This window comes from Nostoc sp. (assembly GCF_036917935.1).
Taxonomy (GTDB): Bacteria; Cyanobacteriota; Cyanobacteriia; order Cyanobacteriales; family Nostocaceae; genus Nostoc.
This window is the reverse complement of the sequence record NZ_JBALEL010000068.1, coordinates 310,544-323,593: the sequence shown is the minus strand read 5'-3', so window position 1 is coordinate 323,593 and position 13,050 is coordinate 310,544. Positions and strand designations below refer to the sequence as shown.

The window sequence follows — 13,050 nt, the reverse complement described above, 5'->3', positions numbered from 1 at the left end:
GGTCACGCGGTTCTTAAAGCTCAACGCCTCCTAAGCAATAGCCGGATTGGTTGAGAAGCCCACACTGTACCTGTACTCAGGTCAGTGTGTGGAGTGTGTCACCAAAGACAGAAAATGTCAAGCAAAAGTAGAAAAACCTAAATTCGGTGGAATATCTTGAATCCGCCCAGGCCCGATCGCTCGTAATGCTTCTTTGAGTAAAATATCCCCAGTATACAACGCACGTCCGACAATCACGCCAGTCACGCCTTGAGGTTCTAACGTCAACAAACTCAACAAGTCGGTGACAGAACTTACCCCGCCAGAAGCAATTATCGGGATGGAAATTGCTGCTGCAAGTTCTCGCAAAGCTTCTAAATTGGGGCCTGTAAGTGTACCATCCCGGTGGATATCTGTGTAAATTATGGCGGCGGCGCCCAATTCTTGCATTTGTACAGCCAGTTGAGTTGCTAAAACTTCCGAGGTTTCTAACCAGCCGCGAGTTGCTACTCGGCCATTACGGGCATCAATACCGATAATAATCTGTTCGGGAAATTCTTGGCAGAGTTCTTGCACTAACTGAGGTTGTTCTACGGCGATAGTGCCGAGAATTGCCCACTGTATGCCCAGATTGAATACTTGTTGGACGCTAGTGCGATCGCGCAATCCTCCACCAATTTCAATGGGTACTGACACCGCATGAGCGATCGCTTCAATTGCCCCCAGGTTTACTACTTTACCTGCTTTGGCACCATCTAAATCAACTATATGCAATCTAGTAGCACCTTGATCTACCCACTGTTTGGCAACATCAGCAGGATTTTCGCTAAAAACTTGCGAGCGATCGTAGTCTCCTTGATACAGTCGCACACAGCGACCTTCTAGTAAATCAATTGCTGGAATTACGTCCATTTAACTCTTCCTCATAATTCAATGCAATTAAACACTAGTTTTTCATTTTTAATTGCCTTACAGCTTGCCCAAAACCCAGCACAAGCAAGATATTAGAAAGCGTCAAAAATAGTTCTGCACCACCGTGCAACCAATCTACATTGGCCAAAGACTCGCCATAATGCAATTGGGCGTAAATTCCGGCTGGGATGGTGATAGCAACAAAGACGAGCGTGCCGTAAAATCCATACAGCGCTAAACGCGGCATTTGCGGACTGCGGCTGATAAACCACAAGAAACCCAAATAGGGAAACAGTGAAAGTGCAAACAGGGTTTCTTTAGAAATCATTGCTCTGATTTTATAGGTTTTGGTTCAACAGTGTTAACAGACTTGGTAGAACGCCAAATCAAAAACGCCGCTGCCCAAAGCGTAAAATTACCAACTAAAGTCATGGTAGCTTGAAGCGTTACCATCCATTCCAGAGATTCGGCGTTGTCAAAATAATGCCAGGTACAGGCACACATAGCGCTGACTAAAGCTGGTAACATGGCAAGGGATAATCCCCACCAATTACGGTTATTAGTGAGTTCGCCGTAAGTCCAGATTAACCAAATGGCGACAATCCACTCAATAACGCTAGAAATATGAATAATCCAGGTGGGAATCGAAAGGGTGTGCATACAGTGGGGAGTTAGGAGTTAGGAGTTGTTTCTATCTTCCTCTGTTACGAACTTTGAAAATAGAGCTTGTGAATGAGTCTAATATCTGTATCAACGACAGATATTCTGTATAAAAAAAATTGTAAATCCAAATTCCAAAATCTAAAATGGTCAAGATGCGGGCATTATTGTCTGGGTATTACGGTAAAGGTAATGGTGGTGACGAAGCTTTGTTGGCAACGCTTTTGCAAATGTTACCATCTCACGTAACACCTGTGGTGCTTTCTGGTAATCCAGAGGAAACGCGCGATCGCTACAATGTAGAAACATGCGATCGCATGGCTCCTTTACCTGTACTACAAGCTTTACGCTCTTGTGATGCTTTGATTTGGGGCGGCGGGAGTCTGATTCAAGATGTTACCAGTACTATCAGCCCATTTTATTATGGGGGGCTGATGGCATTAGCGCAGAAAATGGGTTTGAAAACTGTTGCTTGGGCGCAGGGTATTGGCCCGTTAGTGCGTCCGCAAACTCGTTGGCTGGCAAAGCAAACCTTTAGTAATTGTACCAAAGTTAGTGTCCGCGATCGCGCCAGTGCAGCTTTATTATCTGATTGGCAAATTCCTTGTATTATAGCTCCTGACCCGGTTTGGGCGTTGGAATCTCAACCAGTACCAGGACTTTGGGATTTACCTGCGCCGAGAGTTGCGGTAACGTTGCGATCGCATCCCCAACTTACAGAAACACGTCTGGCAAATTTAACTCGTGCTTTGGTTGACTTTCAAAAAGCTACGCAGGCTTTTATTTTATTATTGCCGTTTCAAAAAAGTGAAGATTTAAGTATTGCCGAGGCCATTCAACCACATCTTAAAGATGTCAGCAAAATTTTATGTTTGGAAGATCCGCAACTTTTAAAAGGTGTGTTTCGCGGCGTTGAAATGGCAATTGGAATGCGTTTGCACAGTTTAATTATGGCTGCATCTGTTGGTTGTCGCTGCTTTGCTCTTAGTTATGACCCCAAGGTAAATCATCTCATGGAAGACTTGGAAATGCCTGGTTGGGATTTAGCAAGTTTACCCGATGATCCCAATTTGATTGGTCTGACTTGGATGGAGCATTACGCCAATGGCGATCCTTTATCATCAGAGAAAATCCAATCTTTGGTGGATGGTGCTTTACTGCACTGCGAGTTGTTGAGTGAAGCTTTGAGTTAAGTTTTTGTCTAATCTAAATATCAACAGGGAATGATATGACACACATATCCCAACCAAGACGCACCCGTATTTTACCAGCATCAACCTTAGTACCTGAAGAAATACACCAGCGTCAGGAACAACGTGATGCTCTTGCTATGCGGTGTGGTCATTGATGACCGCACAGATTGAAATGCGGACAGCACGAGGGGAAGCACGATTCGATATCTATGAAGGCAAACTTATGCAAACTTATTATAGCGGTTCTCGCTTAAGTGAGGTACAAGAACCCCACCCCCAACCCCCTCCCCGCAAGCGAGGAGGGGACTATGATGTACCTCATGTGATTAGGAAACGCTATATTGATGGAACTGAAGTTATAATTCCCGTCCATGTTGAAGATGACATTCCTGATACCATAATAGGTTCGTTGTGGCTAGACATTATGCAGTTGGTCGTTAACAAACCAAAAGGAATATTAACCCTTGAAATGGTGAATAGCAATTAACTTACTTACACAAACTCCGTCAAAACTTAGGAAAAATTTTCCATTTTATAAGCTTAAAACACCAACAAAAATTCAGAATTAGACTGATCCCGAATCCTGAACATCCTAACTATCCCGTGATGAGAATATAGGCTAGGAACTCGTTTTGCCGCTAACAATCCCTGACCATTGTACTTTTTTCTCTTTCTCGCGGCGGTAAGAAAAGAAATACTCTGGAGTTTGGAAAGTACAATAAGGTGCGATCGCAATTTGTTCTGCACTAATCCCCATATTTTCCAGCTGTAAGGTATTGACTCGCCGCACATCCAGCCTTACCTTTCCTGGATTTGGATCTTTTAATAAAGGTGAATTTGGTAGCTCATGTAATGCAGTTATAATTTTTTCTTCGTCATTATGTGGTATAATGGTAGCCCCAATTTCCGCAGCCACTTCAAGAGAGACTTGGTAAACCTCACCAGCGATCGCCGGGCCCATTGCAATGCGTAAATCGTCAAGTTTGCTGCCTTGAGATTGTAATCGAGCGATCGCTAAGGGCACAATCTTCTTCGCAGTCCCCCGCCAACCAGCGTGTAATGCTGCTACTTGTCCAGTTTTCACATCTCCAATTAGCACGGGTGTACAATCTGCACTAGCTACCCAAACAGCTTGTAGAGGCTGTTCGCTCATTAAACCATCTGCCGATGCGAAATCCTCCCCAACAGTGCTTAAGAAGCTTTCAACTTCTTGGGGGGTAAGAACAGTATTGCCATGAACCTGCTTTAAGCGATAGACTGATGCCTCTGGTTGCAATACTTCTGTGATAACTTGTGGCGATCGCGGCCAAAACTGCTGGGTAAAAAAGCCGTGATGCCAATGTTCCAGAATACTACAAGTTAGATAGGGCAGTCCTTCCCAATTGCGCCAGTGCCAAGTGTGCATCTTCAACCAAACCTAAACAGAAATCACTCATCAGCCAATCAATGCTAACTTGAACAACGGAATTTGGGTTAACTGCTGTGGGATTTAATCTGCAAAACTTGGAAGCAGCCTTGCAAGCAGGGCGTAAGTATACATATTTACCATTTTCTCTTCACTTTTTTGAAAGCGTCTCCTCAACTAACCAAACCCTCTGGAACTTACTCAACCAAGGGGCTATTTCTGGAACAGTAGTAATCGCAACTCAACAATCTGCTGGGCGGGGACAATGGGGACGCCAGTGGATTTCACCTGTTGGGGGATTATATATTTCCGTGGCGATTTCTTTCGACCACAAAATAGAGGCTACTGACAGCTACCAGCTAACTTTCGCTACGGCTTGGGGAATTGCGTCGCAATTGCGCCAATGTGGTATAGATGTTGGGATAAAATGGCCCAACGATTTAGTTTTAAATGGTCGCAAACTCGGCGGCATTTTGACAGAAACCAAAGTAAACCAAGGACAAATTACCCAAGCAGTAATTGGTGTTGGTATTAACTGGACAAACCCAGTGCCAGAAACTGGAATCAATCTGGAATCGTGGCAAGCTTCCCAAGATTTCAGACCAATTTCGTGTCTGGAAATGCTCACCTCTACAGTCTTGCTAGGAATAGAATCCGGTATGGAGTGCCTTTTTCAAGAAGGAATAAGCATACTCTTGTCTCGCTATCTAGATTTGCTTACAAACATGGGCGATCGGGTCTACGTCAATAATCTTTCAGGTACAGTAGTTGGAGTGACTCCTCAAGGAAATTTACGAGTTGATTTAGAAACATACGATACAAAGGAACTAATTACACCGGAAATTTATATTGAACCCGGTACAATCAGTTTGGGGTACCATAAATCTTCCGTTTAAATTTGAGGTTTGTTCAAAATTTCGCTCTTTGGGCAAGACAAACCACTAGCATCATCTCTTTAGGCTAATTACACACAACTGAGAGAACAAATGACGCAGCGCAATAATTCTGCCCATCATCGTTTGCATTTATGGCAGCAAGGTCTAACAAAAAAACGTTTTGCCTCAACACTACCAGCCCAGAGCCTCTGTTGGCTGAGTAGCGTTAGCCTCCTTAGCGGTGGCTTCGTGTTTGCCCAAACGGAAACACAACAAATAGACAACATCGTTCCCACTGTTGAAAGTTCTCAACCAACAGCAGTTACAAATCCAGTTAAAGCCTCGACTCCTAAAAAACAGGCTGTTGCGCCGGATGCCCCTCAAGCTCAACCGGAATTTTCCCAACGGCGAGCCAGACTCAGACAGAGACTAGGTAAGCCAGAGGTTGCTCAATCAAAAGAGCCAGTTAGGCAGTCTACACCCAAAATCGAAGCTGCCCAACCTGTTGTGATTATCAGACAGTCAAAGCCCAAGGTAGAAGCTTCCCAGGTTACTCCTGTAAGAGTGAGACAGGAAAAACCCAATACCCCTGTCCGCTCTTTACCTGAAAAACTAAGAGAAGTTGCTCAACCATCAAATAACTCGAACAGCCCTGTCAGTACAACTGCGGGGAAAACCAAGGATTATAATAACGCCTATATTGATCCTAATAGTTATGACAGTGGTGCTACAGGTACTTATCAAGCACCAAACTCCGTAATTCTCACAGAACGCTCCAGTGGCTGCCGAGCCATTTTGCCTTCAGGACAAAGCGTATTAGGCGGTGTTTGCGCCAAAGTACCCCAAAGAAGTGTAGCTGATTCTAATGGTAAAGCAGCACCTACTTGGCTCAGAAGAAGTGAAAACGCCCAATTACCAGTAGTTTCACCCGTGCGGCAGATTGCAACTACTGGCAACACCAGCAGATGGCGTGCTGCTCAAAGTGGTTCTAGCGGTGACAGCAAGAGCGCATTTCGCCCGAATCGGTTTATTCCGAGTCCCAGCGAGTTCAGCCCCACAACAGTGAATGCAACTGCCATCGCACCGAGTGGCGGGACTTTACCTCCACCAATGGCAGATGGTAATATTGCACCCCGCCCCAGCAACGTAGCTTATGACTTCTCACTGGCATCAGTATTACCGCAAATCCCCTACACGGGGAGAGTCGCCTATAGTGGTACGGGAATGATGTATCCACTATCTATTCCCGCTCCCATTACTTCTTTGTTTGGTTGGCGAGTTCATCCAATCACAGGTAATCAACGCTTCCATGCTGGTACAGACTTGGGTGCGCCTACGGGAACACCAGTTTTGGCAGCTGCTGCTGGTCAAGTGGAAACTGCTAACTGGATGGGTGGTTATGGTTTGACCGTTATCCTAAATCACAAATCTGCTGAACAAACACTTTACGGTCACATGTCAGAAATCCTTGTTCAACCCGGTCAGTGGGTACAACCTGGAACTGTCATCGGGCGAGTTGGCAGCACCGGGGCTTCCACAGGCCCTCACCTGCACTTTGAAGTCCGTCACTTAACACAAGATGGGTGGGTTGCTACTGACTCAGGCGTGGAATTACAAAATGCCCTTAGCCAGTTAGTGCGAGGCTTACAAACTGCTCAGGTAAGCCAGCAACCAGGCAGTTAAATTGGAAATTTTGGATTTTGGATTTTAAATTAATCTAAAATCCAAAATCTAAAATCTAAAATTCACAGATACCCGTGTTCTGCTAAGAATGCGGGTGTAATGCCATCTATACTATTGTCATCAGTGGCTGTGGCGTGTGGGTTGCCAGAGTAAAGGAATTTTTCGACGTATTTGCCGAGAATATCCCCTTCTAGATTCACCAAACTGCCAGAAACCAAATAGCGAAGATTTGTCTCGCTGTATGTAAGGGGAATTACCGCCACCTTGAATTGGGAGAGTTCTGACTCATAAGCGGCGACTGTGAGGCTGATGCCATTGACGGCAATGCTACCTTTGGGGACAATGTACCGGGCGATCGCAACGGAAGCAATAAAGGTCATTTCCCAAGAGCTAGCCGTTTGTTCTGCCACTAGCAATCGACCGATACCGTCTACATGACCCATCACAAAATGACCGCCAACTTTGCTGCCTACCCTTAACGACGCTTCTAAATTGACATATCTCTGTTGTGTTTGCTCGCCTCCCAGAGTGGTACGGCGTAGCGTTTCCGGTGAAGCAGTCGCAATAAACCCGTCTTTTAAAACTTTTTCCACTGTCAGGCAAACACCATCTACAGCAACACTGTCACCATAAGCCAAATCTTGCATAATTACTTCACCCGACTGGCTTACACAAGTAATTTGCCAAGAATCGCCCCCTAAGGGTTCCATCGTTCCTAATGCTTGGATTAATCCTGTAAACACGGCTTTTTTGTCAAACTAACTCTATTTATTACCTAATTTTGACTTAAATCAATTGGTAATTGTCACAGAAATCTCGAACATCCAAGTATATTTTTTGACTTTTTTTCGGATAGGAATATTAACACATTAGCATCCTTCACAAGGCATACTTGGTTAAGAAGGTTATTGTTTAAGAAGACCAATTTGACTTACTCTGGTTTTCACCACAAGTTCGGAGTTTAATAGAAGCAATTATAGAGAACGAATGCTTATGTTTATTACTCTCGCCAAACCGCCCAAAAAAGGGTACTATTTGTTACACAGCATCCAAGGTTCTCAAAGCATTGTAGAGGCCTAGCCAATGATTGAAATGAAAGTCGCTGGCATAGCTTTAGATGCCATAACTCGCAGCCCGATCGTACTTTTGAAAGATTCTTCAGATCGGCGGGCTTTGCCAATTTATATTGGTCAGGAACAGGCTAGGGCCATTATGGGCGCACTGGAGAATCAGAAACCTCCCAGACCCTTAACTCACGACCTGATTGTGAATATTCTAGAGACTTGGAACATGACTCTAGAAAAGGTAATTATTCATTCCCTGCAAAAGGATACATTTTATGCAGCTTTAATTGTCCAACAAGGCGAGGTCAAAAAAGAAATTGACGCGCGTCCTAGCGATGCGATCGCCATTGCCCTCCGTACAAATACTCCCATCTGGGTAATGGAAGAAGTCATTGCCGATGCTTCTATCCCTGTTGATCGCGATGCAGATGAAGCCGAACAGCAAGCCTTCCGTGAATTTATTTCCAATCTCCGTCCTGAAGATTTGATCAAGCGCTTTGGTAATGGCGACAGCTAGGCAATTTTAGATTTTGAATTTTGGATTTTGGATTGAAGGAAAAATCTAAAATCTAAAATCTAAAATCTAAAATCTAAAATTGAATGACTCCTAACTTTGTTAAAGATGCAATACCGACGCTTTGGGAAAACGAATCTGCGCCTCTCGGTTTTTTCCTTGGGAACAATGCGCTACCTGGCTTCTTTTGAAAATGCTCACCAGACCATCGAACAAGCCTTAGCGCTAGGAATTAATCATCTAGAAACCGCCAGAGGTTATGGCAAAAGTGAGGAGTATCTTGGTAGGGCGCTAAAAGCTGGGTTGTCAGTACCCCGAACGAGGCTTCACGTCACTACCAAAATCTCAGCCACAGCAGATGCTGACACCATGCGTCGGTGCATCGACGAGTCACTTGAACGATTACAGCTAGATTATTTAGATTGCTTAGGCGTTCATGGTTTGAACACTTGGCAACATTTGGAGTGGGTGCAAGCCAAAAATGGCTGTATGCAAGCTGTAGAGGAAGCTGTTGCCGATGGTCGAGTGCGACACGTTGGTTTTTCCAGCCACGGGCCATTAGAGGTAATTCAGGCAGCAATCAATACAGATTTATTTGAATTTGTCAATCTGCATTATTACTATTTTTTTCAACGGCACGCACCAGTGATTCAACTAGCTGCCGAAAAGGATATGGGCATTTTTATTATTTCTCCTGCTGACAAGGGAGGACGCCTCTACACGCCACCCCAAACCCTAAAAGACTTGTGTCACCCGTATTCACCCTTAGAATTAAATTATCGATTTTTACTTGCCGATAACCGTATTACTACTTTGAGTATAGGGCCAGCAAACCCTGATGAATTAAGGCAACCTTTGCGAGTAGCTGACGATGATGGAGAGCTAAAATCAGCAGAATTTTCTGCTTTCTGGCGGTTAGAAAATCACCAAAAAGTTGCTTTGGAAACTGATAAGTGTAGTCAGTGTTATGCTTGTTTGCCCTGTCCAGAAAACATCAATATTCCAGAGGTATTGCGGTTACGTAATCTCGCAGTGGCATACGATATGACTGATTATGGGCAATATCGTTACGGAATGTTTGAAAATGCCGGTCACTGGTTCCCTGGAATGAAAGCCAGTCGCTGTACAGAATGCGGTGACTGTTTGCCTCGGTGTCCAGAAAAATTAGATATTCCAGCTTTGTTGGAAGATACTCACCAAAAATTAAGTGGGAAAGCAGGTCGGAGATTGTGGGGTTGACACTCTCCGGTCTAAAGACTTACTGTGTAGACACAAGTCGGAAAACCTCATCCACATTGGCTTGAATCTGGTAGGGTGCGTTATGGACTTATATGTATAACGACGTATAACGCCCCCTACAAGATCGACGATTGCACTAATATTTTCAAGTATTTTTACTAGGCTCAACCCTGACTAAACCACGGACTTTGCTGAGGTTGCCCATTGGCGAAGATGGAGCTCCCTTCCGTTGCACTCTGCCCTTGATCATATCCTCATCGACCTTCGTTTGCATAATCTCCCAGCTCTTGAGCAGCCAGTAGATGGAGAATGCCCAGATGCCTATCCACTCCACCCACAAGACTGTGTAATCTGTCTTTGTAAGAAAACACACTACTGAAACAAGCAGCAGCGAGAGCGGCATAACCCACCTAGCCCAGTTAAAGATGTTTCTCCAAAACGTCTGTTTCTTTTTATCTTCTATGACATCAACGCTGTCCATCGCTGTCAAGATGCTGACCGAGATGAGCATCAGGAAGAAGATAAAAGCTGCTATGAAATGGAGCCTAATATCCTGCCCCCACAACTTAATCTCAAGGTTCAGTAATTTACTACCGACGAAAACCTCGTTTCCGCACTTTGACAGCATCTGCTCTTCGGGCCACCCCATCGGGAAGAAGGCAACACAAGCAAGACTTATGCCGGAAACGTTGAGCAACCAGTTCTCCAATTTGCTGAAACCCGTGTAGATAAGCAGGCAAAGGCTGAGCGCGACAAGAATACCCACAAAGAGATTTCGGTAGACTCCAGCAAACGCTGTACACATGGTCTCGGCATTAACTCCGGCATGATAATAAGCGCTAAGGGAGTGCTGCATTTCTAGCGGAGATGAAAGCCAAAATAACTTGACAAGCCCACCGACCACGAGCAGCAATGGAAATATAAAGCTAAGAATACCCATACACCAGCGGAGCATAGAGTAAGAGCTTAGGATATGCTTGTCCAGTTCTGGGGGATCAGTGATTTGTTTGACGGTTCGTTTGATGGTTTGTATTTTTACCATAAATTCTTAAAAGACCTCATAATTCTAGATGCGTGCCAGGAAATTACTTTATGCCCGTCATTTCAGGAGGATCTTGATAATCCTCAGTGCATCTTTGCTTGATTGAACTATCTAGAACATTTGTCTAAGTAGGTAGGCACAATTAAACCGAACTGTGTAAACTAACCACGATGATTTACACCCATGTACTTAATAGAGGTAGTAAAGCTGTTCGTAGTCCGCTTGATTAGAACTACTGGCATATATTATATATTTTGCATGAATTTTGAACACCTAAAATGCTACAAACTTAACACCATAGTGCGTTAGCCTACGGAATAACACACCCTAAAAAACTAGTTTTTAGGTTTCAACTTCGGGGTTTTCAGCCAACATTCTGATAAAAATGTAAAATTAATAAAGATTTAATAGAGTTAGGTAGATCCGCCCAAGCTGGGGTATCTCGCGGCAATAAAGATGAAGATTAAAAAAAAAGAAATATCCTACGCCAATCACTGACGGTTTTCCGTTACAGTGGACGGGCTGTAAGCTTAGTATGGACTACTAGCCGATCGCTGACGATTTTTCTGGCTAGTTTAACAATAGTTGCTGGTCTCTTACCGGCGGCGATATCCTACATCAGTAAATTAATTGTTGATGCAGTGGTATTTGCCTCTCAAGCTAACTCACAAAGCAATGGTTTTGTCAATATTTATCCCTCCCTATTTTATGTAGGATTAGAAGCGATCGCTGTAATTTTACTAGCAGGCAGTCAGCGGGGCATCATCATTTGTCAATCGTTATTGCGGGCGCTAATGGGTCAGCGAGTGAATGTACTGATCTTAGAAAAGGCGCTGACACTGGATCTTAGGCAGTTTGAAGACTCAGAATTTTATGACAAATTAACCAATGCCCGACGAGAAGCATCAGTTCGTCCCCTTTCTTTAGTAAACCGCACCTTTGGGTTGGTGCAAAATGCCCTTTCCCTCTTCACCTACGGGATTTTGCTAGTAAATTTCTCCGGTTGGGCGGTGGTGGTGCTGATTTTGGCAGCTATGCCTGTATTTATTGCCGAAACGAAGTTTGCTGGAGAAGGCTTTCGCTTGTTTAGTTGGCGTGCAGCAGAAACTCGTCAACAGCACTACTTAGAAAATCTGCTGGCAAGAGAAGATTTTGTCACAGAAGTCAAACTCTACCAGCTGGGAGATATGTTGCTAGGACGTTACCGCAGCCTGTTTGATCAACTCTATGGCGAAGACCGCGATTTGACTCTCCGGCGAGGATTTTGGGGATATCTCCTGGGTTTAGTCAGTACTGGTGCTTTTTATCTAGCTTACGCTTGGATTGTGCTGGAAACAGTGCTAGGTAAGATTTCCTTGGGAGATATGACAATGTATCTCACTGTGTTTCGCCAAGGACAATCTACTTTCTCCAATGCCCTCACTTCTATTGGAGGGATGTATGAGGACAACCTATATCTATCAAATCTCTATGATTTTCTGGAAGAAGAAGTACCAAAATCTTGGGGTAAGGCAACCATTGGTTTAAATTCCCAAGATGGTATCCGTTTTGAAAACGTATCATTTACTTATCCAGGAAGTTCCAAACCAGCGTTGACAAACATTTCGCTGCATCTGAAACCTAGAGAGAAACTGGCAATTGTGGGTGAAAATGGTTCTGGAAAGACGACCTTAATCAAACTACTTACCCGACTCTACACCCCTGACTCTGGGCGAATTTTCTTAGATGGCTTGGACTTGCAAGAATGGGATGTGGATGTGCTGCGGCGTCGTATTGGTGTGATTTTTCAGAACTTTGTCCGCTACCAGTTCACTGTCGGGGAGAATATTGGCGTGGGCGATGTAGAACATCTCGAAAATAAAACTCGTTGGAAAACTGCTGCTGAAAAAGGCATGGCCCAATCTTTTATTGACCAATTACCTCAAAGCTTTCACACTCAACTTGGTCGTTGGTTTAAGGAAGGACAAGAACTTTCTGGGGGACAGTGGCAGAAGATTGCTTTGTCTCGTGCTTTTATGCGATCGCAAGCAGATATCTTGGTGTTAGATGAACCAACATCGGCAATAGATGCCCAAGCTGAGTTTGAGATTTTCAATCATTTTCGCGCTATTACTCAAAATCAGATGGTACTTTTGATTTCCCATCGCTTCTCGACAGTACGGATGGCTGACAAAATCGTAGTAATAGAAAACGGGGAAGTTATAGAACAGGGAACTCACGAAGAATTGTTACAGCTAGGAGGACGTTATGCCAAATTGTTTTTGTTACAAGCAGCTGGTTATCAATAGGAAATAGGGCTAGTAGTTACTTTTCAATTGAGATAGCGATGCCTACGCTCACTTTGTACAAAGCACATAACATCTCTATCTAACCACGTTAAACTGTTTAGTAAAGATGGGTCACTAGATAGACACTCCGTATCGTTAAACATTGCTATCTGATAAAATTATGCAAATAACAAAACAGCGATACTATACCCCAGAG

At 44.1% G+C, this 13,050-nt stretch carries 13 protein-coding genes; 7 read left to right on the top strand and 6 right to left on the bottom strand.

Features of this window, described 5'->3' with window-relative positions:
- Nucleotides 1-117: 117 nt before the first annotated feature.
- Genes hisA through V7K62_RS31080 form a run of 3 tightly spaced genes read right to left on the bottom strand, consistent with a single transcriptional unit; the run spans nucleotide 118 to nucleotide 1,551 of the window.
- Nucleotides 118-891, bottom strand: coding sequence for a 1-(5-phosphoribosyl)-5-[(5-phosphoribosylamino)methylideneamino]imidazole-4-carboxamide isomerase (hisA, locus tag V7K62_RS31090; protein WP_334871014.1), 774 nt, complete (start codon nucleotides 889-891; stop codon nucleotides 118-120).
- Between the two features lie 34 nt (nucleotides 892-925).
- The gene (locus V7K62_RS31085) at nucleotides 926-1,219 is read right to left on the bottom strand and encodes a DUF3593 domain-containing protein (RefSeq protein ID WP_334871012.1); all 294 of its coding nucleotides are present in this window, start codon (nucleotides 1,217-1,219) and stop codon (nucleotides 926-928) included.
- Nucleotides 1,216-1,551: a DUF2499 domain-containing protein gene (locus V7K62_RS31080; RefSeq protein ID WP_334871010.1), complete on the bottom strand. Its 336-nt coding sequence runs from the start codon at nucleotides 1,549-1,551 to the stop codon at nucleotides 1,216-1,218. Before V7K62_RS31080 ends, V7K62_RS31085 begins: the two co-directional genes overlap by 4 nt.
- A 146-nt stretch (nucleotides 1,552-1,697) precedes the next feature.
- Here V7K62_RS31080 and csaB point away from each other — a divergent pair, with 146 nt between their 5' ends.
- Together csaB and V7K62_RS31070 are read left to right on the top strand one after the other, a co-directional pair.
- Nucleotides 1,698-2,744 carry a polysaccharide pyruvyl transferase CsaB gene (gene csaB, locus V7K62_RS31075; protein ID WP_334871008.1) on the top strand — a complete coding sequence of 349 codons (1,047 nt, stop codon included), beginning with the start codon at nucleotides 1,698-1,700 and terminating at the stop codon, nucleotides 2,742-2,744.
- A gap of 154 nt (nucleotides 2,745-2,898) precedes the next feature.
- Nucleotides 2,899-3,231, top strand: a complete 333-nt coding sequence (locus tag V7K62_RS31070) for a hypothetical protein (protein ID WP_334871006.1) — start codon at nucleotides 2,899-2,901, stop codon at nucleotides 3,229-3,231.
- Nucleotides 3,232-3,363: 132 nt separating this feature from the next.
- On the opposite strand, the gene pgeF is transcribed toward V7K62_RS31070, so the two are convergent.
- Nucleotides 3,364-4,149: a peptidoglycan editing factor PgeF gene (gene pgeF, locus V7K62_RS31065; RefSeq protein WP_334871004.1), complete on the bottom strand. Its 786-nt coding sequence runs from the start codon at nucleotides 4,147-4,149 to the stop codon at nucleotides 3,364-3,366.
- 77 nt (nucleotides 4,150-4,226) lie between these two features.
- Here pgeF and V7K62_RS31060 point away from each other — a divergent pair, with 77 nt between their 5' ends.
- Together V7K62_RS31060 and V7K62_RS31055 are read left to right on the top strand one after the other, a co-directional pair.
- Nucleotides 4,227-5,045, top strand: a complete 819-nt coding sequence (locus V7K62_RS31060; protein ID WP_334871002.1) for a biotin--[acetyl-CoA-carboxylase] ligase — start codon at nucleotides 4,227-4,229, stop codon at nucleotides 5,043-5,045.
- Between the two features lie 90 nt (nucleotides 5,046-5,135).
- Nucleotides 5,136-6,707 carry a M23 family metallopeptidase gene (locus V7K62_RS31055; RefSeq protein WP_334871000.1) on the top strand — a complete coding sequence of 524 codons (1,572 nt, stop codon included), beginning with the start codon at nucleotides 5,136-5,138 and terminating at the stop codon, nucleotides 6,705-6,707.
- 62 nt (nucleotides 6,708-6,769) lie between these two features.
- Here V7K62_RS31055 and V7K62_RS31050 read toward each other — a convergent pair whose 3' ends face one another.
- Nucleotides 6,770-7,450, bottom strand: a complete 681-nt coding sequence (locus tag V7K62_RS31050) for a riboflavin synthase (protein ID WP_334870998.1) — start codon at nucleotides 7,448-7,450, stop codon at nucleotides 6,770-6,772.
- A gap of 340 nt (nucleotides 7,451-7,790) precedes the next feature.
- Between V7K62_RS31050 and V7K62_RS31045 the strand changes: the two genes are divergently transcribed.
- On the top strand, nucleotides 7,791-8,288 hold the full coding sequence (locus V7K62_RS31045) for a bifunctional nuclease family protein (RefSeq protein ID WP_094349146.1): 498 nt from the start codon (nucleotides 7,791-7,793) through the stop codon (nucleotides 8,286-8,288).
- A 105-nt stretch (nucleotides 8,289-8,393) separates the two neighbouring features.
- On the top strand, nucleotides 8,394-9,524 hold the full coding sequence (locus V7K62_RS31040; protein WP_334870996.1) for an aldo/keto reductase: 1,131 nt from the start codon (nucleotides 8,394-8,396) through the stop codon (nucleotides 9,522-9,524).
- Between the two features lie 145 nt (nucleotides 9,525-9,669).
- Here the strand turns inward: V7K62_RS31040 and V7K62_RS31035 are convergent, their stop codons facing one another.
- Nucleotides 9,670-10,566: a hypothetical protein gene (locus tag V7K62_RS31035; RefSeq protein ID WP_334870994.1), complete on the bottom strand. Its 897-nt coding sequence runs from the start codon at nucleotides 10,564-10,566 to the stop codon at nucleotides 9,670-9,672.
- 479 nt (nucleotides 10,567-11,045) lie between these two features.
- On the opposite strand from V7K62_RS31035, the gene V7K62_RS31030 reads away from it, so the two are divergent.
- Nucleotides 11,046-12,854, top strand: a complete 1,809-nt coding sequence (locus tag V7K62_RS31030; protein WP_334871153.1) for an ABC transporter ATP-binding protein — start codon at nucleotides 11,046-11,048, stop codon at nucleotides 12,852-12,854.
- Nucleotides 12,855-13,050 lie beyond the last annotated feature (196 nt).

What these genes read in the sequence shown, in the direction of transcription:
- hisA (WP_334871014.1), bottom strand. Translation starts at nt 891, where the DNA reads ATGGACGTAATTCCAGCAATTGATTTACTAGAAGGTCGCTGTGTGCGA.
- V7K62_RS31085 (WP_334871012.1), bottom strand. Translation starts at nt 1,219, where the DNA reads ATGATTTCTAAAGAAACCCTGTTTGCACTTTCACTGTTTCCCTATTTG.
- V7K62_RS31080 (WP_334871010.1), bottom strand. Translation starts at nt 1,551, where the DNA reads ATGCACACCCTTTCGATTCCCACCTGGATTATTCATATTTCTAGCGTT.
- csaB (WP_334871008.1), top strand. Translation starts at nt 1,698, where the DNA reads ATGGTCAAGATGCGGGCATTATTGTCTGGGTATTACGGTAAAGGTAAT.
- V7K62_RS31070 (WP_334871006.1), top strand. Translation starts at nt 2,899, where the DNA reads ATGACCGCACAGATTGAAATGCGGACAGCACGAGGGGAAGCACGATTC.
- pgeF (WP_334871004.1), bottom strand. Translation starts at nt 4,149, where the DNA reads ATGCACACTTGGCACTGGCGCAATTGGGAAGGACTGCCCTATCTAACT.
- V7K62_RS31055 (WP_334871000.1), top strand. Translation starts at nt 5,136, where the DNA reads ATGACGCAGCGCAATAATTCTGCCCATCATCGTTTGCATTTATGGCAG.
- V7K62_RS31045 (WP_094349146.1), top strand. Translation starts at nt 7,791, where the DNA reads ATGATTGAAATGAAAGTCGCTGGCATAGCTTTAGATGCCATAACTCGC.
- V7K62_RS31040 (WP_334870996.1), top strand. Translation starts at nt 8,394, where the DNA reads ATGCAATACCGACGCTTTGGGAAAACGAATCTGCGCCTCTCGGTTTTT.
- V7K62_RS31035 (WP_334870994.1), bottom strand. Translation starts at nt 10,566, where the DNA reads ATGGTAAAAATACAAACCATCAAACGAACCGTCAAACAAATCACTGAT.